Annotated in this window: 20 protein-coding genes; 6 read left to right on the top strand and 14 right to left on the bottom strand. The window is 61.5% G+C overall.

Features of this window, described 5'->3' with window-relative positions:
* The first annotated feature begins 112 nt into the window (after positions 1 to 112).
* Positions 113 to 1,159 (top strand): small ribosomal subunit biogenesis GTPase RsgA, encoded by a 1,047-nt coding sequence (gene rsgA, locus DOM27_RS08595; protein WP_110655620.1) that lies wholly within the window; start codon positions 113 to 115, stop codon positions 1,157 to 1,159.
* Between the two features lie 190 nt (positions 1,160 to 1,349).
* On the opposite strand, the gene DOM27_RS08590 is transcribed toward rsgA, so the two are convergent.
* Positions 1,350 to 2,666: an NCS2 family permease gene (locus tag DOM27_RS08590; protein ID WP_110655619.1), complete on the bottom strand. Its 1,317-nt coding sequence runs from the start codon at positions 2,664 to 2,666 to the stop codon at positions 1,350 to 1,352.
* 289 nt (positions 2,667 to 2,955) lie between these two features.
* On the opposite strand from DOM27_RS08590, the gene DOM27_RS08585 reads away from it, so the two are divergent.
* From DOM27_RS08585 to arfB, 3 genes are all read left to right on the top strand, one after another.
* A complete protein-coding gene (locus DOM27_RS08585) occupies positions 2,956 to 3,786 on the top strand; it encodes a sulfurtransferase (RefSeq protein ID WP_110655618.1) in 831 nt (276 codons plus the stop codon).
* 163 nt (positions 3,787 to 3,949) lie between these two features.
* Positions 3,950 to 4,795 (top strand): archaetidylserine decarboxylase, encoded by an 846-nt coding sequence (gene asd, locus DOM27_RS08580; RefSeq protein ID WP_425353289.1) that lies wholly within the window; start codon positions 3,950 to 3,952, stop codon positions 4,793 to 4,795.
* 111 nt (positions 4,796 to 4,906) lie between these two features.
* Positions 4,907 to 5,323, top strand: coding sequence for an alternative ribosome rescue aminoacyl-tRNA hydrolase ArfB (gene arfB / locus DOM27_RS08575; RefSeq protein WP_110655616.1), 417 nt, complete (start codon positions 4,907 to 4,909; stop codon positions 5,321 to 5,323).
* Positions 5,324 to 5,376: 53 nt separating this feature from the next.
* Here arfB and epmA read toward each other — a convergent pair whose 3' ends face one another.
* The 3 genes from epmA to efp form a co-directional block, all read right to left on the bottom strand.
* Positions 5,377 to 6,366: an EF-P lysine aminoacylase EpmA gene (gene epmA, locus DOM27_RS08570; protein ID WP_280952134.1), complete on the bottom strand. Its 990-nt coding sequence runs from the start codon at positions 6,364 to 6,366 to the stop codon at positions 5,377 to 5,379.
* Positions 6,363 to 7,133, bottom strand: a complete 771-nt coding sequence (locus DOM27_RS08565; protein WP_110655615.1) for an SDR family oxidoreductase — start codon at positions 7,131 to 7,133, stop codon at positions 6,363 to 6,365. Before DOM27_RS08565 ends, epmA begins: the two co-directional genes overlap by 4 nt.
* Positions 7,134 to 7,387: 254 nt before the next feature.
* Positions 7,388 to 7,954, bottom strand: coding sequence for an elongation factor P (gene efp / locus DOM27_RS08560; RefSeq protein WP_110655614.1), 567 nt, complete (start codon positions 7,952 to 7,954; stop codon positions 7,388 to 7,390).
* A 97-nt stretch (positions 7,955 to 8,051) separates the two neighbouring features.
* Between efp and epmB the strand changes: the two genes are divergently transcribed.
* Positions 8,052 to 9,098 carry an EF-P beta-lysylation protein EpmB gene (epmB, locus tag DOM27_RS08555; RefSeq protein WP_110655613.1) on the top strand — a complete coding sequence of 349 codons (1,047 nt, stop codon included), beginning with the start codon at positions 8,052 to 8,054 and terminating at the stop codon, positions 9,096 to 9,098.
* A gap of 22 nt (positions 9,099 to 9,120) precedes the next feature.
* Here the strand turns inward: epmB and DOM27_RS08550 are convergent, their stop codons facing one another.
* The 3 genes from DOM27_RS08550 to DOM27_RS08540 are packed head-to-tail and all read right to left on the bottom strand — an operon-like array spanning position 9,121 to position 11,541.
* The gene (locus DOM27_RS08550; protein WP_110655612.1) at positions 9,121 to 9,438 is read right to left on the bottom strand and encodes a DUF2834 domain-containing protein; all 318 of its coding nucleotides are present in this window, start codon (positions 9,436 to 9,438) and stop codon (positions 9,121 to 9,123) included.
* Between the two features lie 46 nt (positions 9,439 to 9,484).
* Positions 9,485 to 10,882 carry an ATP-binding protein gene (locus tag DOM27_RS08545; RefSeq protein WP_110655611.1) on the bottom strand — a complete coding sequence of 466 codons (1,398 nt, stop codon included), beginning with the start codon at positions 10,880 to 10,882 and terminating at the stop codon, positions 9,485 to 9,487.
* Entirely contained in the window at positions 10,879 to 11,541 is a 663-nt protein-coding gene (locus tag DOM27_RS08540) for a response regulator (protein WP_110655610.1), read from the bottom strand. The genes DOM27_RS08545 and DOM27_RS08540 overlap by 4 nt, the downstream gene beginning before the upstream one ends.
* 354 nt (positions 11,542 to 11,895) lie before the next feature.
* Between DOM27_RS08540 and DOM27_RS08535 the strand changes: the two genes are divergently transcribed.
* A complete protein-coding gene (locus tag DOM27_RS08535; RefSeq protein WP_157956740.1) occupies positions 11,896 to 12,636 on the top strand; it encodes a glycosyltransferase in 741 nt (246 codons plus the stop codon).
* 58 nt (positions 12,637 to 12,694) lie between these two features.
* Here the strand turns inward: DOM27_RS08535 and DOM27_RS08530 are convergent, their stop codons facing one another.
* From DOM27_RS08530 to parE, 7 genes are all read right to left on the bottom strand, one after another.
* Entirely contained in the window at positions 12,695 to 13,204 is a 510-nt protein-coding gene (locus DOM27_RS08530) for a DUF3465 domain-containing protein (RefSeq protein WP_245392646.1), read from the bottom strand.
* A 252-nt stretch (positions 13,205 to 13,456) separates the two neighbouring features.
* Positions 13,457 to 13,891, bottom strand: coding sequence for a protealysin inhibitor emfourin (locus tag DOM27_RS17885; protein ID WP_157956739.1), 435 nt, complete (start codon positions 13,889 to 13,891; stop codon positions 13,457 to 13,459).
* The gene (locus DOM27_RS08520; protein WP_110655606.1) at positions 13,888 to 14,940 is read right to left on the bottom strand and encodes a M4 family metallopeptidase; all 1,053 of its coding nucleotides are present in this window, start codon (positions 14,938 to 14,940) and stop codon (positions 13,888 to 13,890) included. The genes DOM27_RS17885 and DOM27_RS08520 overlap by 4 nt, the downstream gene beginning before the upstream one ends.
* Positions 14,941 to 15,078: 138 nt before the next feature.
* Positions 15,079 to 16,788: an HD domain-containing phosphohydrolase gene (locus DOM27_RS08515; RefSeq protein ID WP_110655605.1), complete on the bottom strand. Its 1,710-nt coding sequence runs from the start codon at positions 16,786 to 16,788 to the stop codon at positions 15,079 to 15,081.
* A gap of 159 nt (positions 16,789 to 16,947) precedes the next feature.
* Positions 16,948 to 18,165 carry a phosphoserine phosphatase SerB gene (serB, locus tag DOM27_RS08510; RefSeq protein WP_110655604.1) on the bottom strand — a complete coding sequence of 406 codons (1,218 nt, stop codon included), beginning with the start codon at positions 18,163 to 18,165 and terminating at the stop codon, positions 16,948 to 16,950.
* A gap of 125 nt (positions 18,166 to 18,290) precedes the next feature.
* On the bottom strand, positions 18,291 to 20,543 hold the full coding sequence (gene parC, locus DOM27_RS08505; protein ID WP_110655603.1) for a DNA topoisomerase IV subunit A: 2,253 nt from the start codon (positions 20,541 to 20,543) through the stop codon (positions 18,291 to 18,293).
* 1 nt (position 20,544) lies between these two features.
* Positions 20,545 to 22,425 (bottom strand): DNA topoisomerase IV subunit B, encoded by a 1,881-nt coding sequence (gene parE, locus DOM27_RS08500; protein WP_110655602.1) that lies wholly within the window; start codon positions 22,423 to 22,425, stop codon positions 20,545 to 20,547.
* Positions 22,426 to 22,608: the final 183 nt, after the last annotated feature.

Here is a 22,608-nt window from a genome sequence, read left to right as displayed (position 1 = left end):
GGCGGACACGGCAAGACGGTAAAGGCTACAATGCCCGCCATTCTACCCCCAGGGCACAACGGGAGAGCAAACCCATCCGCCAGACACCGACCACCATGAGTCTTCATAAACCATGAGCCGCCGCAAATTGACCCGCCAACAGCGCTGGCGCGTGGAGAAGATCCAGGCCGAACGCGCCGAAAGAGCATCAAAAAAGGACGAGCGCGATAGCGGACGTCTCGATGCCGGCGAATACGGCACGGAACGCCCCGGCCGGGTCGCCGCGCACTTCGGCCGTTCGCTGGAAGTGGAATCCGTCGAGGGTGATCAGGTTCGGCTGCACCGTTGTCATTTGCGCGCCAATCTCGAAGGTCTGGTGACCGGCGACCAGGTGATCTGGCGCGAAGCCAGCGACGGAAGTGGCGTGGTGGTCGCCCGCGGCGAGCGTCACAGCGTGCTCGAACGTCCCGACACCCATGGTCAGTTGCGCCCGGTCGCCGCCAACATCGATCAGATTCTGATCGTCGTCGCGGTCGAGCCCGAACCGCACCCCAACCTGATCGACCGTTATCTCGTCGCCGCCGAGAGCACCGGCATTCCCCCGGTGCTGGTGCTCAACAAGAGCGACCTGCTGCCCGACGAGGGCGGCGCACTACGCGAGTGGCTGATACGCTACGATGCGCTGGGGTATCCACTGATCGAGGCTTCCGCACGCGGCGAACACGGCCTGGACGCCCTGCACGGTCAACTGGCAGGTCGCACCTCGGTGTTCGTCGGCCAGAGCGGGGTCGGCAAATCCTCGTTGATCGACAAGCTATTGCCCGAGGAAACTCTGCGAATCGGCGCGCTGTCGACGGAGTCCCGCAAAGGCAAGCACACCACCACCACCGCCCGCCTATATCCGCTGCCGCTGGAAACAGCGATCGACGGAGAGAGACGAGGCGACCTGATCGACTCCCCCGGCATCCGCGAGTTCGGCCTGTGGCATCTCGACGAGCGCGAACTGGCGGAAGGTTTCATCGAGTTCCGCCCCTTTCTCGGCCGCTGCCGATTTCGCGACTGCCGCCACCGTCAGGAGCCCGGCTGCGCATTGCTCGGCGCCGTCGAGCGCGGCGATATCCATCCTCAACGTTTCGCCAGTTTTCAGCGCATCAGAGACGACATCGTCGCGTCCCGATGATCGCCACAAAAGCTGCCTGCGGCGATTTTTGGATAGTGACAATGTCTCGAATGCCGACGATAAACATCCAGACTTGCCGAGCGAAGATCAATCAAGGCAAAAAACGGCGAGAAGACGGAGTTTACGTGTTTGTAAATGAATACTTCGAGCCGCTTTTTAACAAAGAGTGATCGAGCGCAGGCAGTCTGGATCAACCTTCAAACAACATTAAAATGGAAAGGAAAAACAGCACCCACATCGCCGGACGCACTTCCTGCGACTTGCCTACCCCCACCTTGACCACCACGAAGGTCAGAAAGCCGAACACCACGCCGTGGGTGATCGAGTAGGTCAGCGGGATCAACATCATCGCCACGAAGGCCGGAATCGCATCGTCGTACTGCTGCCAATCGATGGTCCGAATCGGTGACAGCATGAACACGCCCACCATGATCAGCGCCGGCGCAGTGGCAATGGCCGGGACCAGTGCCAGCAGCGGCGACAGGAACAGAAACGGCAGAAACAGCAGCCCCGCGACAACGGCGACCAGACCGGAGCGTCCGCCCTGGCTGATACCCGCGGCGGATTCGACGTAGGCATTGGCCGGACTGGTGCCTAGCGGCGCCGAGATCAATGCCGAGGCCGCGTCCACCATCATCGAGCGGCGAATGTTGCGTGGCTCGCCATCCGCGTCGAGCAGATTGCCCGCCTGGCATACGCCGATGAAGGTCGACATCGCATCGAAGAACGTGGTGAACAGAATCACGAAAATGAACGGCCAGTAGGCGATCGACAGCGCGCCCAGAAAATCGACCTGCCCCATGGCGCCAAAATCGGGCCAGGCGAAGATGCCGTGGAAGTTGACCAGCGTCGGCGAGCCGGTGGGCGACATGGCACTGGCGTCACCCCACAGCCGGCCGATGGGGATGGCGATGAGCGTGGTGACGACGATACCCAGAATCAGCGCGCCTTGCAGGCGCTTCGCCACCAGCACGGCGGTGATACCGAGGCCGATCAGGAACGTGACCAATGTCGGCGTCATCTCACCGAGCCCGACCACAGTGGCCGGATTGGAGACCAGCATGCCGGCGTTGACGAGGCCGATCACGGTGATGAACAGTCCGATGCCGCAGGCGATGGCGTGGCGCAGCGTCGCCGGTATCGCATCGACCACATAGCGGCGCACGTTGAACAGCGCCAGAATCCCGAACAGCACGCCGGACCAGAACACGCAACCCAGCGCGGTCTGCCACTCGATCCCGGCACCCAGCACCATGGTATAGGTGAAAAGTGCATTGATACCCATGCCCGGCGCGACCAGAATCGGATTGCGCGCATAGAGCCCCATCATCACGCTGCCGAAGAAGCTGATCAGGACGGTGGCCGTGAGCGCGCCGGCAAACGGTACACCCGCGCTGGAGAGGATCGAAGGGTTGACCACGATGATGTACATCGCTGCCAGGAAGGTCGCGATGCCCGCCAGCACTTCGGTTTTAACCGTCGTACCCAACGAGCGTAGAGAGAACATTTTTTCAAGCACGCAGCAATCTCCTGGCAATCATGATTGTTATTGGTGACGCGAGCGATTCGCGTCCGTGAATTTTGTAGCCGAGGACGGCCCTATGGAAAGCGCCAATCGGTCATTGGGTCAAAAAACCCTGTCCGGGCTTCGTATGGCAAACAGATAGAGGCCACTTTCGAGCGGCGCGCAGTATAACGAATACGCTCGATACCGCCACCCGCTCGCTACCCGAGTGGCAGGCGTATGTGCCATCATCATCGCTAGCGCAACATCACCAATACAGGAGTCGCCGCTCATGAGCTCGGAAATTCCTCAGCTGCCACTGATTCTGGATCCGGCCACGCTATCCCGTCATCTCGAAGACCCGCATTTGCTGATCATCGACGTACCGCTCAAGGCCGAAAGCTACGAATCGGGGCACGTGCCGGGCGCGATCTTTCTCGAGTCCCGTCGCTTACTGGCAGGCACTGGCGACATGCCCAACGACGTGCCTTCCGAAGCCACCCTGAGCACGCTGTTCTCGGAACTCGGGCTGACGCCGGAAACCCACGTCGTTGCCTACGACGATGAGGGTGGCGGCTGGGCCGGGCGGCTACTGTGGACGCTGGAGCTGATCGGGCACCGCCGCTACTCCTATCTCAACGGTGGTATCCATGCCTGGCGCGCCGACGGTCAGCCGGTATCCACCACGCCCGCCTCCCCCACGCCCGCCGAGTACGAGGCGGCTTATCTCAACCCTGAGGTCCAGATCCGGCGCGAGGAGCTGCTCGAGCGTCTCGGCGACCCTGGCCTAGCGATCTGGGACGCTCGCTCCGACGAAGAGTACCGCGGCGTCAAGGGCGACAATCGGAAGCTCGGCCATATCCCCGGAGCGGTCAATCTCGACTGGCTGGAGGTGATGGATAAAGACCGGGAGCTACGCCTGCGCGATTACGCCGAGCTCGTCTCCGAGCTGGAAGCTCGCGGCCTGACCCAGGACAAGGAAATTGTCACCCACTGCCAGACCCACCACCGCAGCGGCCTGACCTGGCTCGCCGCCAAGGCACTCGGTTACGACAACGTTCGCGCCTATCCTGGCTCATGGAAAGAGTGGGGCAATCGCGACGATACCCCCATCGAGAAATAGCCCGCCGGACCAATGACATCAGCGCCGCCCGTCGATGTGGTGATCGGCGCTCGACGCCAGCATGACGCTCTATTGCACGGAACGGGTAGTCTCGCTACCTTAGTCCGCCTTCCAGCCTGTCCGACGTTAAGCTGGTCTGTCTTCCAATATCGGGGCCATCATCGTGGATCGCCAGGAACTCTTCGCCAGAATCCAGTACCCCCTGCCCCAACATGCGATCTCGCGACTGATCGGCCAACTCGCCGATTGTCGGATTGCCTGGGTCAAGGATCTGTTCATTCGCCGTTTCATCGAGACATACGGCGTCGACATGAGCCAGGCCCGACAACCGGATCCCGGCGCCTACCCTTGCTTCAATGACTTCTTCACCCGCGAACTCAAGCTCGACGCCCGCCCTATCGGCGAGGGACTGGTATCGCCGGCCGATGGCGTGCTTTCGCGCTACGGGCGTATCGAACACGGCACGCTGATCCAGGCCAAGGGCCAGACCTACTCGCTCAGCGCCTTGCTCGGCGGCGATGTTTCGCGCGCGGCACCCTTTCGTCAGGGCAGCTTCGCCACGGTCTATCTCGCACCGAAGGATTATCATCGAGTCCACATGCCGATGACTGGCACTCTGCGCGAGATGACCTACGTTCCGGGGCGGTTGTTCTCGGTCAACAGTGCCACCGCCAACTATGTTCCCGGGCTTTTCGCCCGCAACGAACGGCTGGTCTGTATCTTCGATACCGAACGCGGACCGTTGGCGATGGTGCTGGTCGGCGCGATGATCGTCGCCGGGATCGAAACGACGTGGGCCGGGCAGGTTACCCCGTTGAGCGGCCGCGTGCAGACCACCCGATTCGATGAACCGATCGTGATCGAGAAAGGCCAGGAGATGGGCCGCTTCAAGCTCGGCTCCACCGTAGTGATGTGCCTGGGTCGCGAAACCGCGTTCGGTGACTTCGACCCCGAGGGCAACCCGATCAGCATGGGGCAACGCCTGGGTGAGCTGCCTGGAACCGTTTAGACGCGGCTAGTCGTCACACCACGTTTCGAACGCATCCGTACCATCTTCAAGAACGGGCAGATTTTTCGGACGCGATTAAATTCTGCCAAGACACCAGAGAGGGAGCCTGCCATGACACTCGAAATCTCCCGCAACGTGTCAATTCCCGACAACGAGATCGAGCTCATCGCCGTGCGAGCGCAAGGCGCGGGGGGCCAGAACGTCAACAAGGTCTCTTCGGCGATTCACCTGCGTTTCGATATCCGCGCCTCGAGCCTGCATCCCGGCTTCAAGGAAAAGCTGCTGGCGCTCAGCGATCGCCGCATCACGCGGGACGGCGTCGTCGTGATCAAGTCGCAGGAACACCGCACGCAGGAGCTCAATCGCGAAGCGGCACTGGCTCGATTGAAAGAGCTGATCAAACCGGTGCTGTACGGCGACAAGCCGCGCCGCGCGACCAAGCCCAGCCACAACGCCAAACGCAAGCGCGCCGATCAAAAGACGAAACACGGCCAGAAGAAACGCCTGCGCGGACGTATCGACGACTAAATCGCCGGCCGGCGACAACCGCCCCGTAGACAACCGACCCTGGGAGGCACGGGTCAACAACGTGGCGAGGGAAACGCCATGACCTCGGCGATCGAGTCCTTGCCCAGCGCCAGTTGAATGAGACGGTCGACCCCGAGCGCCACGCCACTGCCGGCGGGCATGCCGTGTTCGAGCGCGGCGATGAGGCGCCGGTCGATATCGACCGTCGGCTTGCCCAGCGACTCGCGCTGAAGATTGTCATTCAGGAAGCGCGCGGCCTGCTCCGCGGCATCGGTCAGTTCGTCATAGCCGTTGGCGAGCTCGAGCCCCTGGAGATAGATCTCGAACCGTGAGGCCACTCCCGCGCCATCTTCCGGATCTCGATGCTTTCGGGCCAGGGCCGCCTGAGAGGCGGGATAGTCGACGACGACATCGATGCCATTTCGGCCCAGCTGCGGCTCGATAGCTAGGCTCATCAGCAAGTCGAGGCAGCCATCACGATCGGTATCACCCATCGATAGCCGGCCGATTTCCTCGGCGCGTTGGCGCAGGATCTCAAGCGAAGTGATGAACGGGTCGATATCGAGTGTCTCGCGAAAGAGATCCCGATAGCGACGCTGGCGCAATGGACCCGGGTCGACCGGCAGCACTTCGCGAATCAGCAACTCGCACTCGTCGATCAGATCGATCAGCGAGAAGCCCGGGCGGTACCACTCGAGCATGGTGAATTCGAGATTATGCCGCCGTCCGATCTCGCCGTCGCGAAAACTCCGTGCCAGCTGAAATATGGCGCCACTGCCTGCGGCCAGTAGCCGCTTCATGTGAAATTCCGGCGAGGTCTGCAGCCACAGGCGCTCACGACCATTCGATGTGGTCGCGTCGAGCGACAGCGAATCGAGATGCGGGTCGGTACTGCCGCCATGGCCAAGAATCGGTGTCTCGACTTCCAGCACGTCTCGCACCGCGAAGAAGAAGCGAATTCCTGCCATCAGACGCGCTCGCTCGCGCAGCGTTTCGATCGACGCCGTGGGTTGCCAGTCATCGGAATCGGAGATGGGCGTCACAGGTGGTAGACCTGACTGCGCCCACCGTCGATCAGGATATCGGTGGCGTTGATGAAACGGGCTTCGTCACTGGCCAGGAATAGCGCCGTATTGGCGACTTCGTCGGCTTCGCCCATCCGCTTGCAGGGCAGTAAATCGACCTGACGCTGGCGCTCCTGCTCGTCGCATTGCGCCAACCAGGCCTCGGCGGCGGGCGTGCGAATCAGCCCCGGCGAGATCGAATTGACCCGAATGCCGCGATCCGCGTATTCGATGCCCAGCGAGCGCGTCAGCCCGATCAGGCCGTGCTTGGCAATGGGGTAAGGAAAAGCGCCCGGAATGATCTTGTGACCATGAACGGAAGCGATATTGACCACATGGCCATAGCCCGCCTCAAGCATGCCCGGCAGTACCGCCTGAATGCAGTGCCACGCGCCCTCCAGATTGATCGCCAGGCAGCGCCGCCAGGTTTCCCGATCGAGTTCGAGTGGATCGCCGAAGACGTTGACGCCAGCGGCATTGACCAGGATATCGATGCTCCCCGTCGCCGCGAGTGCCTGCTCGACGCCGGCAGCAATGCTGTCGACATCGGCCACATCGGCCTCGACCCCCACACAGAGCGAGGCAAAGCGGGCAGCGAGCCTCGTCGATTCGCGCTCGAGAGCAACCGTGTCGCGATCCAGCACGATGACGTCAGCACCCTCGGCGAGAAAGCGTTCCACCGTCGCCAGACCGATCCCGCTGGCGCCACCGGTGACCAGCGCTTTGCGTCCGCTCAATCTAGCCATTCCTTGCTCCCCCGTTCACGATCCGGCATGCCTTCTGGCAGCACCCTTTTGTAAACCGTCTTGCAAACCGTCTTGCGAATATCGACACGCTCGACGAACGGCAGGCGACGCGCCACCGGCCGGCCTTGACGGCGGTCTTTGCCCTAACGACGAAGGCCACGCAAAAGCGTGGCCAGCGAAGACGAATCATCATTTCTCAGCACATCATTGCTCAGCGCATTATCGCCGAGCGTAATAGCACTGACCGCGAATGATCATGCGCGGGAGACATACTCTCCGCTGCGCGTATCGATCTTGAGAATCTCACCCTGATTGATGAACAGTGGCACACGAACCACGGCACCGGACGAGAGTTTCGCCGGCTTGGAGCCACCCTGAGCGGTATCGCCCTTGAGGCCCGGGTCCGTTTCTACCACTTCGAGCTCGAGGAAGTTGGGCGGAGAGACGGCAATCGCGTTATCGTTCCACAGCGTCACGGTGTAGACCGCCTGTTCCTTGAGCCACTTCTCGACATCGCCAATAGCTTTCTTGTCGACCGCGTACTGCTCGAAGGTGCCGTCGGTCTTCATGAAGTGCCACATGTCGCCATCGGAATAGACATACTCCATGTCCAGGTCCATGACGTCGGCGCCTTCCAGCGATTCGCCGGATTTGAACGTGCGCTCCCAGACGCGCCCGGTGTTCAGGTTGCGCAACTTGACGCGACTGAAAGCCTGGCCTTTACCCGGCTTGACGAATTCGTTCTCGAGAATGTTGCACGGGTCGCCGTCCAGCATGACCTTCAGGCCGCCCTTGAATTCGTTGGTAGAATAGTTCGCCATGATTCCTCACAAATGAACGATCGCGGGCCATCCGCGACGACAAATCCCAATTCCGCGTCATGCCCTGCGGCATGCGCTCTGATTTTAAGTGGTCAGCATGATAACCCGAACCCCGATCGCTGTGCATTGCGAAGAGGTCGTACCCGTGGCACCCGTGCCCGATACACCAACCGGCGACTGGCAGCAGCAGCTGCGCGATGTGATCCGTGACCCCGTTGCGCTATGCCGGCATCTGGCCCTGGACCCGGCGTGGATATTAGGCGCGCGAACGGGCCACGAGCTGTTCCCCGTGCGGGTACCGCTGGCGTATCTCGCCCGGATGCGGCGCGGCGATCCCGAGGATCCACTGCTGCGCCAGGTGCTGCCGCTGGTCGCCGAAAGCGATGCAGTGCAGGGCTTCGTCGACGACCCGCTGGAAGAGCGCGATCACACTCCCAGGCCGGCGTTGATCCACAAGTATCCCGGCCGGGCGTTGCTGATCGCCAGCCCGACCTGCGCCATCAACTGCCGTTACTGTTTTCGCAGGCATTTCCCTTACGCCGACAATGCCCCCTCGATGAACGAGTGGGAGCAGACGCTGGATTATCTGCGTGATGACGACTCGATTCACGAGGCGATTCTCTCCGGTGGCGATCCCCTCGCCTCGCCGGACCGTCGCCTGGCAACACTGGTCAAACGCCTGGAAGCGATCCCTCACCTCAAGCGGCTGCGTATCCATACCCGCCTGCCGGTGGTAATTCCCGATCGCGTAAACGACGCCCTGCTCGACTGGCTGGGTGGTACGCGGCTACAGAAAGTGGTGGTACTGCACATCAATCACGCCCAGGAGATCGACGAGGCCGTCATCGCTGCCTGCGAACGGCTCAAGGCCGCCGGCGTCACCCTGCTCAATCAGAGCGTGCTGCTGCGTGGCGTCAATGACGATGTCGGGGCGCTCGAGAGACTTTCCGAGCGACTGTTCGAGGCGGGCATTCTGCCCTACTACCTGCATGTACTCGACCCGGTGGCCGGCGCGGCGCACTTCGACGTGCCCGACGATGAGGCGCGCCAGCTGATGGAAGCGCTGCGTCAGCGTCTCGCCGGTTTTCTGATGCCGCGACTGGTGCGTGAAGTCCCCGGTGAAAAGAGCAAGACACCGTTATGAGCGACTCAACCCGGTGTTATCACTAGGAAAGATGTCGATAATCTCGCCAGCCGCGCAGGGTCAGATAGGCCAGCGGCCCGGCGGAGCCAAAGCAGAAGGTGATGACGTAGAACACCAGCAGATAGCCGATGCCGTGACCGCGTCGGCGTGCGTCGACAAACATCCATACCGCGATCATGATCAACGCCAGATAGACATCGAACACTACCATTGCGGTCGTTGGACGACTCATCAAGCCGCTGGCGAATTGGCCCAGCGTCTGGTCGCTGGTGGCAATCGCGAAGGTCGTGTATCCCATGAACACGATCAGCGTCAGTAGTGGCACGAGAAAACGCAACATCGGCAAATATCCTGTTTGCAGTTCGATCGACCGGTTTGGTCAAAACTCAGGATAGCGGCAACGTGACATGAACGCTCAACCCGCTGGCGACCGGCAGCGACGTCTCCTCGAGTCGGATATCTCCGCCGAGCCGTTCGGCCAGCTCCCTGACGATCGACAGGCCGAGCCCCGACCCGCTGGTACGCTGCCCGGCAAGCCTCACGAAGCGTTCGAACACGCGCTCCCGTTCGGCGACCGGGATTCCCGGCCCGCTATCCGCAATCTCGATGCGCAGCCCGTCCGCTGCTTGCCACATTCGCAGGTGCACCGAGCCGCCCTCCGGGGTATAGCGCACGGCATTGTCGAGCAGATTGCGCAGCAGCACATAAAGCCCGTTCTCGTAGCTGAGCACGCTCAGCGTCTCGGGAATCTCCTGAATGAACAGAATCTCTCGGCTGTCTATGAGCGGCTGAATGTCCCGCTGCAGTTCTCGTCCCAATCGAGTCAAGTCGATCGTCTGCCGATTCAGGCCGCCGTCGTTTTCCAGCCGGGAAAGCGTCAGGAGTTGCTCGACCACGCGAGTCATGCGATCGACGCCGTAGATGATCGAGCGGGCCCCCCGTTGAGAGCGTTCCTCGCCGGTGTCACTCAGCAGATTCTGGGCATGCACCTTGATCGCGGCCAGCGGAGTGCGCAGCTCATGCGCGGCATTGGCGGTAAATCGCCGTTCCTTTTCCAGCGTCTCGGCCAGCCGCCCGAACAGACCGTTGAGCGCACTGACCATGCCACGAATCTCTTCCGGCACCTGGCTTCCATCGATGGGCTCGAGGTAGCTCGGTTGGCGCGCGGTGATCTGTCGGCTGATGCGCAACAGCGGCAAGAACCCTCTGGCGATGGCAAACGGAATCAGCAGAGCGATCAATAGCACGCCGATGACCGGCGGCATCAAATTGCGCAAGGCGATCTGCCAGGTCAGTTCGTCACGCACGTCATCCCGTTGGGCGGCGCTGGCCCAGACGCCGTGAACCTCGTCATACAGCGTGAACGTGCGCCAGTCGTGACCGCCACCTTCGGCGTGCGCGTAGCCTGGCGCCGGAATCAGCGTATCCAGCAGACCCGGCGTTTTCATGCCAAGCAGGGCATGACCGTCGGCGTCCCATATCTGGAACCCCAATTTCTTCTCATACGGGTGGCCCAACGGTGTCGGCGCATCGGTCACGCTGTCAGGCACCAGGACCGGCTGCAGTTGAAGATCACGGATCATCTGCCGAGACTCCCGGCCCTGATCGCCACGGTACTCGAAGTAGAGCGCCACCATCGTCCGTGTGGTCTGCGCCAGCTCGGCATCGAATAGCTCGTTGATCTGGTCACGAGTGTCGTGATAACTCCAGAGCGCCGCGATCGAAGTAATCAGCGTCACCGAGATCAGCAGGACGCGCCGAAGATAGCGACGAATCGAGATCAATCTGCCACTCCCAACCGGTAACCGACGTTGCGCACGGTCGACACCACGTCGCTGCCGAACTTCCGCCGCAGATGATGAACGTGCACCTCGATCACGTTGCTCTCGACCTCGGCATCCCAGCCGTAAAGCACCTCGACCAGTTGGTCCCGAGTGAATACCTGACCGGGATGCGTCATCAGATAGGCCAGCAGATCGTGCTCGCGGCGACCCAGAGCGACCACCGTCTGATCGAAGCGTATCTCATGAGCCGCCGGATCCAGCGTCAATCGACCACAGTTCACCAACGGTGAAGCGCGCCCTGCACTACGCCTAACCAGCGCCCTCAGCCGCGCCAGCAGCTCGCCATTGTCGAACGGCTTGATCAGATAGTCGTCGGCGCCGCTATCGAGCCCGCGAATCCGATTGACGACGTCGTCCCTCGCGGTCAGCACCAGTACCGGAATCTGACTTTGAGCCTCACGCAGCTGCCTCAACACCTCGAGACCATCGATATCCGGTAACCCGAGGTCTAGTATCAATGCGTCGAAAGTGGAGTCGTCGAGCGCTTCGCAGACCCCGCGCCCCTCCATGAGCCACTCAGGCACCATCTGCTCGCGCCGCAGTACATCGACGACCCCCTCACCCAGCAATGGATCGTCTTCAACCAGCATTACCCTCATGGCACTCTCTCTTACGTTCGCCTTCCAATCGCCATTTTCGACGAAACCTGGCTTTCGAAGCGCGTCTCTTATCGGTCAGATCGCTCCATGTCTCAAATCATCGCGCTATCAGTACGATGCCATCCTTGTACAAAATGCCACCCTTCAATACAACGCCATCCTGCGGTTGGTTCCCGCTGGGTCGCGATACCGTCGCCGTTATGCCGTTCCTGCCCTGCCATCGTCATGGGCTCGTCCGGTAATCGGCGGCATATCCAGGGCGAGTGTAAGCCGATTTTAAGATTAGGCTGTCATAGTGGCGACTCCGAACGAGACGAGCAAAGTCGACGCTTTGGAAACCCACAGGATTTCATGATGCTCGAACTACCCAAACTGTCACTCGTGATCATCGTACAAGACGCCTCGCACCGCGTCGGCAGCGTTGTCGCCGAAGCATCCAGCGCCCTTCGTCATGCGAAGGATCTCGAGTTCATCGTCATCGATTCCGGCGAGAGCGATGACGGAGACGACCGGGGCAACTTGACGCAACTGGCGGATACCGATAGCCGGATCCGGCTCTATCGTCAGACGGCCGCCATCGGCGCGGACGCCGCCTTGTGGCAGGCCGGCAGCCTCGCTCGGGGAGAGTGGATCGTCACGCTCGATGCTCACGGAAGAGATGACCCGCACGATATTCCCGACATGCTCTGCGAAGCCCGGCATCAAGGGTTGACCCTGATCGAAGGGATTCCGCTCGACCCGCGCTGTCGCTGGAGAAAGCCACTTTTCCGAGCAGCCAGATCCGCCGGTATCGAGCTGGCTGATAGCGAACGCTGTGGCCTTCGCCTGATTCAGCGCGACGTGCTGACCGCCCTGCCCTCTGTGGAAAACCTGCATCGTTTTCTGCCGTTGCTGATTCGTCGCAGCGGCGGCCGTATCGGCAGTTACCGCGTCAATCGGCGTCAGGTGTCGTCGACACCGCGGCCTTCGCGCTGGTCGATACCCGCACGGATGGCGGGACACACCCGAGACTGGCTTGGCATGTGGTGGCTTTCCCGGCGCTGGCACGCGCAGCGCCCACCGAGCAAACGCCGGGTTCGCGTCTACGCGCGCTGAGGGACCATTGCTTCCGACGATAGTGCCTTTGACGATAGTGCCTTCGACGATAGCGTCGCTAACGGTAGCGCCGCCCGTCGAGCTCCAGCCAGCCGCCGACGCGGGCGCCGCTCGGATCATGGTGAGTCCAGTGAATCACGCCACCCTGAGCATTCCAGACATACTTTCCGCGAAAGCGTAATCGATCCCCCGGTACGAGCGACTTCAGCCGCGGCGCGATATCGATATTGTGCGCAATCAGCAGCGTCTGCCCGGTTGCGAGTGCAACGATGATGCGCTGATGACGACTTCCCTCTCGGTCATCCGGCAATACACGCACGACCCTCCCTGATGCCTCGATCCAAAATGCCTCCCGGCGGGTATCGAAGGCCCGGCTCAGCGTCTCTTCGGCATTGGCCCGTGCTCCTGACGACTGCGCGAGACGAGCAGCAGGAGTCGCGGGAGGCTGTCGCTCCGATCCGCCATCTCGGACTTCTCTCAGTTGGCTGGAAAATATCGAGATGACGACTATGGCCAGCAGCCCCATTGCTGCCGGTCGGCGTAGTGTCCTGATGAAGCGTTGTCGCATCTTTCTGGTTACCGTGAAACGGTAGTAAAAGCGGGCCTGTTGTCGGGCCAACGTGAAAGCCGGTCATCCGATAGAACGCCGCCGGGCAAGAAAATCGCAGCTATCGAGAGAAAGCGACGGACAAAAAAAGGCCGAACCCAATTCAGGCTCGGCCTACGCTGTGTGCCCGTCCTGGGCTACTTACTCTGAGGGCAAACTATCGGAAGAGTTCCGATCAGATGAAAAAAAACCCGTCAGCCCTAGCCTTCCCGGTTAATCGTCACTTTCATCGAGCACCTGAACCCCCCGTTTCCACAGGCCAATCAACGACCTGGGAGCCGCTCGCTCGTCCAGTTCCCATTCATGGGATGGAAAACCCGACGAAATCTCCAGCGTGACATGAAACCATCGTCCGTCTGCAACGCCTGCAGGGGGATTGGCGCTTCGACGAGTCGCATCTTGTGAACCTGGGTGCGAATCGGCCGGGCTCTGGCGTTCAGGGCATTGGCACTCAGTGTGCTGGTCACCAGCGCCTCGTTGATCGAGTTCTTCGAGTACCGCTTGCAGCTTTCTCCGCTGCGGCTCGCTCAGCTCCTGGCAGTCGATACGCCTAGGCGCCGATAGGCCGGGAGCCACGACGAAACCACCCTGTCGGGTAACCAGTAAAACGCTGGTCGGCTCCAGCCAGAAGCCGCCTTGATTGCTCATGAGATCACGCCTACATCCGCCCATGCCCGCTGAACGATACGTGTGGCGTCACTATCGGCGCCAAACCGCTTGGCGGCGCAGGCCACCGTCAGTTGCGCAAACTGCGCGAAATTGCCATCTCGCTGTAGCCCTGGATCGGTCAACGCATCGAACCAGATAGGGCCGGCTTGTTCCCAGGCAAAGCCGCCGAACGCCATCGCCGCAAGGTAGAACGCGTGATTGGGGATACCCGAATTGATGTGCACGCCCCCGTTGTCCGAAGAGGTACTCACGAAATCGTCCATGTGGGCTGGTTGAGGGTCCTTGCCCAGCACCGGATCGTCATAGGCGCTGCCGGGGTTGGCCATTGATCGCAGAGCGCGGCCATTGACACGATCGGTGAGCAGTCCTTCGCCGATCAACCAATCAGCCTCTTCGACGCTCTGCTCGAAATGGTGCTGCTTGACCAGGGTCCCGAAGACATCGGCCAAAGACTCATTGAGCGCCCCAGATTGATCGGCGTAGACGAGACCCGCCTCACGCTCGATCACCCCATGAGTCAATTCATGAGCGACCACATCGAGCGCTGCCGTGAAACGATTGAACAATTCGCCATCACCATCGCCGAAGACCATCTGAGCGCCGTTCCAGAAAGCGTTATCGTAGTCTTCGCCATAATGGACGGTGCCCAGCAAGGCCATGCCATCGCCATCGATGGAAGCCCGCTCGAAAACCTGCCAATAGAAGACATGCGTGGCGCCCAGCCACTGGTAAGCTTCATCGACGGCAACGTCGCCGCTGTCGGGACCGCCTTCCTCGCGAATCAGGTTACCCGGCAGCATTTGCTGGTTGTTCGCGGAATAGATGTAACGCGCAGCCTCCCCGGGGTTGCGACTATCCCCGGGCCGTGCCTGGATCGCACTGGCAGTGCGCAACCGAAATTGGGCGTCGGCCTGCAGCGTTGCGCGGGCACACTGCTGCAATCGCGCGTTACCGTGCGACATGATACGTTCGAGAACATGGGGTGGCATGAATCCGGCAACAGCCGGGGAATCGGTCGATCCAGCCATTCGATCACCTCCTGTGCATCATAGCGTTCCGCTCACAGTGTGGATCAAACTGTCGATCGTCGCCGCGCTGCCAATGTACCTTTTTGTCAAGAAAGCTCTGTCTCGCTGGTCTCGTTCGATAACTCGGTCGAAGCCGGATCAGCTCAACTGAAGCTGAAACTTGGCCGGCTCGACGATACCCTCGAGGTGGCCGAGCTGATCGAGATCACGCTGTGCCAACACCAGGTCAAGGCGCCGATGACGACTGCGGGTATCGAGCACCACATGGACCTGTGAAGGTCGACCCTGACCGTCCAGCCGCTGCACCCACGCCAACGCCCCATTGGCGTAACGCACCAATGATCCCACCGGCGTGACGCCAAAAAGACGCACGTAGCGTTGTACCCATACATTGTCGAAAACGTCCGGATGGTTCAGCAGATGGCGGTACGCTTCGACCAGCGGCCAGGCTTCACGGTCCGCACGCGGCCGTGTCAGCGCATCAATGACGTCGACCACGGCAAGCATACGACCCAGATCGCTAATAGCGTCACCACGCAGTCCGTGGGGATAACCACTGCCATCGAGCCGTTCATTGACCTGCTCGACCACCGGTGAGGCAATCGCCGGCGACAGCCAACGGCACTCCACCAGGCGTTCGCTGACCTGCGCGACATGCTCCGGCAGCAGCGCCCGCTGTTCCTCGGCCAACGGCACGCGGCTATCGAGCAGGCTGGTCGGCAGTGATGCCTTGCCAAGGTCGTGCACCAGCGCGCTGGCCGCGATGGCTTTCAGCGAATCGTTGTCATATCCATGGCTGCGCGCCAGATCGGCGGCGCGAATCGCCACCGCCAGCGCGTGCCGCACGGCAGCGGGCTCGGATTCGAGATAACCCAGCGCATAGAGCAGCGACTCCCGACTCTGAGCACCCAGCGTCAGCAGGGTATCGGCGTGCCGTGACAACAGCGATGGTGCGATCGTCCCCCCGTTCTGAAGCTGTAGACTCTGGGCGTTGAGATAGTCGGCGACTCGGTGAAGCCGTCGCGCCGTCGTATTGCCGGTAACAACCTGGGCGGCAATCGCCGATTTGGCGGTTTGAGGACGACGCCCTTGCGGTAGCAGAAACAGCGCTGACGGCTCGAGTGGTTTGTCGCTACTCGATGCCCGACGAACCCCCTCGCGTTCGATCTCCTTGACGCAATACCACAACATGCGCTCGCTATTGATCGGCAGCGCATCGAACTCGCAGCCCACCAACGCCACGGACCAGTCGTCATCGGTGCGGATATGCCGAATATGCCCCTTGAGATCGAGCCGTTGGCGATTGGGAAAGTGCAGTTCGAGCGCGAGCACGGGTTGATCGGGAGCGAGCGAGACAGCGTCCACCAGTCGCATGGCCAGCAGACATCCTCCCAGCGACAGGTTACGAACTTCTGTTTCGATGGCGGGCACGTCCGCTGTCAGCGTCAGGCGCGCCTCGACCCCCATTTCGGGGCGCAGCGGGGCACGAAACGTACCGCGCCGGTGCATGGTGCTGATGAATTCCGGATAGCTGCAGCGAAAACGCACTCGCTGCGAATCGTCGAGCCGCGCCGTCGCGATCAGCGCAGAGGTACGCACCAGCGCTCCCCTGACATGACCGATAAGATGGAACGAATCGCCCCGAGCCAGCGAATCCGACAGGGCAGGCACCGCCGAGACATCCACGATCAGCGCCTGCTCATGGAGGGTATCGTCGAGCAACACCGGCCAGGAGGTGCTATCCGCGGCATTGAACGCCAGATTGACGCCGCCCTGAAGACAGAGCGGCTCTAGCCATTCCCGCATGGCGTGAGCTTGATAGATATCCGTGGAGGCAGAGTCGGACATGAGGGCTCCGAAAACACATGGCGCGATAACGATGAACTGTCAGGAGGACAATATTAACGCTGATACCTGGCATTATGTAACTTTTCGTTATCGACCATTTCGATGCGAACTTTATCCTCGCTCACCGCTGTTCGCCCGCCACCACGGGCGACGTCGCCCTCAACTGTCCACTGATAGCGTCGCCAGATCCGACACGGAATAGCCCAGTAGATAAAGCAGCCCATCGAGTCCGATAATCGACACGGAAAGCTCGGCCTGACGGCGCACCAGCGGCTTGGCATGAAACGCGACGCCCATGCCAGCGACCGCCAGCATCTTGAGGTCGTTGGCCCCATCGCCCACGGCCACGGTCTGGTCCGGGTGCCACCCTTCGCGCTCCACGATCTGCTTGAGTATCATTGCCTTGCGCTCGGCGTCGATGATCGGCTCCTGCACCTCCCCGGTCACCTTGCCGTCGCGAATCACCAGTTCGTTGGCATGGATCTCATCGAAACCCAACCGCTCCTGCAGGTAACGGGCGAAATAGGTAAAGCCGCCGGAAAGAATCGCGGTCCGGTAACCCAGTCGTTTGAGATAGCCCATCAGTCGCTCGAGCCCCGGCATCAGCGGCAAAGACTCGGCGATTTCTGCCAGCACCGATTCATCCAGGCCCTCGAGCTTGCTCATGCGCTCGCGAAAGCTTTGCTGAAAATCGAGTTCGCCCCGCATCGCACGCTCGGTGACCACGGCAACGTCGTCATAGACGCCATGACGTCGAGCCAACTCATCGATGACCTCCGCCTGGATCAGGGTCGAATCCATATCGAAGCAGATCAGTCGGCGATGCTGCCGCCAGAGATTGCCAGGCTGCAGTGCCACATCGACATCGAAGCGCTCGCTCAAGGCGAGGATCTTCTCGCGTAGCGATGTGGAGTCGCGTACCGCCCCACTGAGCTGCCATTCGAGACAGGCACCGGCGTCTGCCGACAGGGCCGCATCGAGCTGGCTTTCGGCAGAAAGCCGCTTCACCTGCTGGATGGTCAATCCCTGCTCGGCCGTCAGCGCACCGACTTCTGCCATCACTTCCGCGGACAGCGAGGGCGCCATCAAGGTCAGTATCCAGCGCGAGTCCTTGGCGACGTCCGCCCACAGCGCCTCGCTTTCGGCAGACACCTTCTCGACCCGACAATCCAACCCGAACACGTCGCCGGCCGTCGGCAGCAGCGCACCGAGATCATCCGGTGTCTCGACCAGCGCTTCCAGCGCCACTTCACCGAAGGCAACATGCTGGCTCAAGTCCAGCAAACGGCAATTGGCACTAACCAGCGCCGTACCCAGTGCAGCCGTCTGGCCAGGCCGTGCAGGCCCGGTGGCTCGCACCACAAAACGTTGTGACATCGTTTCCCCACGAGGCGCCTCAATGCGCCTTCTCGCCTTTATCAATGGCTGTCATCAATGACTTATCGTCAATGGCCCGTTATCGACCGATCCTGCCGAAGGTCGATAGCGGCGTCAGGCTTCGTTCAGGACTCGACCTCGAGTCGGTCGACCTTCTGGAAGCCTCTCGCCAGCTTGCTGCCTCGGCGGCCGCGCTCGCCGGTGTAATACTCGAGATCTGCCGTTTTCAGCGTCTGTTTGCGCTTGCCTGCGTGCACGACCAGCGCTGCGCCCTCCGGCAGTAGCACCAGATCACGCACGAATTCTTCCCGCCTCGCCGCCTTGGCACCCGGAATATCGATCATCTTGTTGCCCTTGCCTTTCGACATCTCGGGTAATTGCGACAGCGCGAAGACCAATAGACGCCCCTCGTTGGACACCGCCGCCACCCGCACGTCATCACTCGCGGGGATCACCTTGGGCGGCATCACGTTGCATCCCTTGGGAACCGAGAGCACCGATTTGCCGGCCTTGTTCTTACCCAGAAGATCCTCGAGTTTGACCACGAAACCGTAGCCGCCATCGGACGCCAGCAAATAGCGCGAGCTAGGCACGTCGAGCATCAGACCGGTCATGGCGGCACCGGCCGGTGGATTGATGCGCCCGGTCACCGGCTCACCCTGGCCGCGTGCCGAGGGTAGATTATGCGCCGTCAACGTGTAGCTGCGCCCGCTATCATCGAGCAGCACCAGCGGCTGATTGGTCTTGCCGCGGGCTGCCAGATGAAAACTGTCGCCTGCCTTATAGGAAAGCCCCGCGGGGTCGATATCATGGCCCCGCGCCGCGCGTATCCAACCCTTGTCGGAGAGCACCACGGTCACCGGGTCGGCACCCACCAATTCGACCTCGGAGAGCGCCTTGGCTTCGCTACGCTCGACCAGGGGCGAGCGACGGGGATCGCCGTACGCCTCGGCCGCCTCGCGCAGTTCCTTCTCGACCAGGTCTGTCATCGCCGCTTCGGAGCCCAGCAGCTTCTTGAGGCGTTTGCGTTCAGCTTCGAGCTCATCCTGCTCGCCGCGAATCTTCATCTCCTCGAGCTTGGCGAGATGACGCAACCGTAGCTCCAAGATGGCTTCCGCCTGACGCTCGGTGATACCGAACGCGCTCATCAACGCGGGCTTGGGTTCATCCTCCTCGCGAATGATGCGGATCACTTCATCGATGTTGAGATACGCAACCAGCAAGCCTTCGAGCAGATGCAACCGATCCTCGACCTTGCCGAGTCGATGCTCGAGGCGTCGGCGCACGGTGGTACGGCGGAACGTCAGCCACTCGCCGAGCATCTCATTCAGCGCCAGGACTCGCGGCCGGCCGTCGAGTGCGATCACGTTGAGATTGACGCGAATGCTCTTCTCGAGATCGGTGGTGGCGAACAGGTGTGCCATCAGCCCGTCGGCATCGATACGGTTGGAGCGTGGCTCGATCACCAGACGCGTCGGTGTCTCGTGCGTCGATTCATCACGCAGATCGGCCACCATGGGTAGCTTCTTGGCCTGCATCTGGGCCGCGATCTGTTCGAGCACCTTGGCCCCGCTGACCTGATAAGGCACCGCAGTGATCACGATATTGCTGTCTTCGCGCTCGTAACGGGCGCGTAGCTTGACCGAGCCGCGACCGGTTTCGTAGAGCTTGCGCAGATCGGCCGGCGGCGAAATGATCTCGGCGTCGGTAGGGAAATCCGGCGCCGGTAGATACTGCATCAGATCCGCGACACTGGCTTCGGGCTGGCGCAGTAGATGACACGTCGCTTCGACCACTTCCACCACATTGTGCGGGGGAATGTCGGTCGCCATGCCGACGGCTATACCCGTGCCGCCGTTGAGCAGCACGTGAGGAAGGCGCGATGGCAGCACCGCGGGTTCGTTCATGGTGCCATCGAAGTTGGGCGTCCAGTCGACGGTGCCCTGCCCCAGCTCTGCCAGCAACGTCTCGGAGAAACGTGACAGCCGCGCTTCGGTGTAGCGCATGGCGGCGAACGATTTGGGGTCGTCCGGGCTACCCCAGTTACCCTGCCCATCGACCAGCGGGTAGCGATAGCTGAACGGCTGCGCCATCAGCACCATCGCCTCATAGCAGGCGCTATCGCCGTGAGGATGAAACTTGCCAAGCACGTCGCCAACGGTGCGTGCCGACTTCTTGTACTTGGCGTTGGCGGTCAGCGATAGCTCGCGCATGGCGTAGACGATACGCCGCTGAACCGGCTTCATGCCGTCGCCGATATGCGGCAACGCGCGATCGAGAATCACGTACATCGAATAGTCGAGATACGCCTTCTCGGTGTACTCCTTGAGCGAAAGGCGCTCGACGTCGCCTTCCGCCACCTGAATATCCATGGTCATTTCAAACCTCGATCTCGGCCAGATTACCGTAGTCTTCCAGCCAGCTCTTTCTATCGCTTGCCCGTTTGCGTGCCAACAGCATGTCCATCATCTCCAGCGTGCCGTCGTTGAGCTCCCGGGTCAGCTGGACCAGACGTCGCGTATCCGTGGCCATGGTAGTCTCGCGCAGCTGCAGCGGGCTCATCTCGCCCAGGCCCTTGAAACGCTGCACATTGGGCGTGCCGCGCTTGCCTTCGAGGCGTTTGAGTGTCGCCGCTTTCTCGCTCTCGTCGAGGGCGTAGAAGACCTCCTTGCCCAGGTCGATACGATACAGCGGCGGCATGGCGACGAAGACGTGGCCCGCGTCGACCAGCGCCGGAAAGTGGCGCACGAACAGCGCACACAGCAGCGTCGCAATGTGCAGGCCGTCGGAATCGGCATCGGCCAGGATGCAGACCTTGTGGTAGCGCAACTTGGAGAGATCGTCACTGCCCGGATCGAGCCCGATCGCCACGGCAATATCGTGGACTTCCTGGGAGCTGTAGATGTCGCTGGATTCGACTTCCCAAGTGTTGAGAATCTTGCCGCGCAGCGGCAGGATCGCCTGCGTCTCGCGATTGCGCGCCTGCTTGGCGCTGCCACCGGCAGAATCCCCTTCGACCAGAAACAGCTCGCTGAAGACGGGATCCTGACCGGAACAGTCGGCCAGCTTGCCGGGTAATGCCGGCCCCGAGGTGATCTTCTTGCGCGCCACCTTCTTGGCACTCTTCTGACGCCGCTGGGCCGCATTGATTACCAGCTCGGCGAGCTGTTCGGCCTGATCGATGTGATGGTTGAGCCACAGCGAAAAGGCATCCTTGACCACGCCGGAGACGAAGCCCGCCACCGTGCGTGACGACAGCCGCTCCTTGGTCTGACCGGCAAATTGCGGGTCGAGCATCTTGATCGAGAGCACGAACGAGACCCGCTCCCATAGATCTTCCGGAGAGAGCTTGACGCCGCGCGGCAACAGGCTGCGATATTCACAAAATTCCCGCACCGCCTCGAGCAGACCGCTGCGGAACCCGTTGACGTGGGTCCCGCCAAGCGGCGTCGGGATCAGGTTGACGTAGGACTCGAGCACCGGTTCGCCGCCCTCGGGCAACCACTGAATGGCCCAGTCGACGCCCTGCTCATCGTCCTCGAAATGACCGATGAACGGTGTCGGCGGCAGCACCTCGAAGCCATCCGTGGCCTGAGCGAGGTAGTCGCGCAGACCATCTTCGTACTGCCACACGTTCTCGGCGCCATCGGTCTCCTTGAGCACCACTTTGAGCCCGGGGCACAGTACTGCCTTGGCGCGCAGCAGATGTTTCAACCGGGGTAGCGATAGCTTGGCGCTGTCGAAATAATCGGCTTCCGGCCAGAAGCGCACGACGGTGCCGGTCGCCCGCTTGGCGCAGCTGCCGATGATCGAGAGTTCCTCGACCTTCTCGCCCTTCTCGAACGCGATGCCATAGCGATTGCCATCGCGGCACACTTCGACCTCGAGACGCGTCGACAGCGCGTTGACCACCGACACCCCGACGCCGTGCAGACCGCCGGAGAAGCGATAGCTCGACTGGGAAAACTTGCCGCCGGCGTGGAGCCGGGTAAGGATCAGCTCCACCCCGGTCACGCCGTGTTCCGGATGGATATCGATCGGCATGCCGCGACCGTCATCGGAGACCTCGATGCCGCCGTCGTCGAGCAGGTCGACACGGACTGTCCGGGCGTGCCCGGCCAGCGCCTCATCGACGCTGTTGTCGATGACTTCCTGCACCATGTGGTTGGGACGGGTGGTGTCGGTATACATGCCCGGTCGCTTGCGGACCGGATCGAGGCCGGAGAGCACCTCGATGGAGCTGGCACTGTATTGCGTCATGCAGGATCTCGCCACGTTTGTAAGGTCAAAGTCACTGGGTCAAAGTTGCATGGTCAAAGTCGCAGGGTCGACATCGCGGCGCCATCGAATCGTCACAGCGCGCCTAGCTAGCGCAGGGCATGGCTCGGACAAGGCCTGATTACCGAACAAGATCCGACATCGCGATATCTCCACCCCGTGCGG

The sequence above is a fragment of the Salinicola halimionae genome (assembly GCF_003206065.1).
Taxonomy (GTDB): domain Bacteria; phylum Pseudomonadota; class Gammaproteobacteria; order Pseudomonadales; family Halomonadaceae; genus Salinicola; species Salinicola halimionae.
The sequence above is the reverse complement of the archived record's forward strand: the minus strand, read 5'-3'. Positions and strand labels throughout refer to the sequence as shown.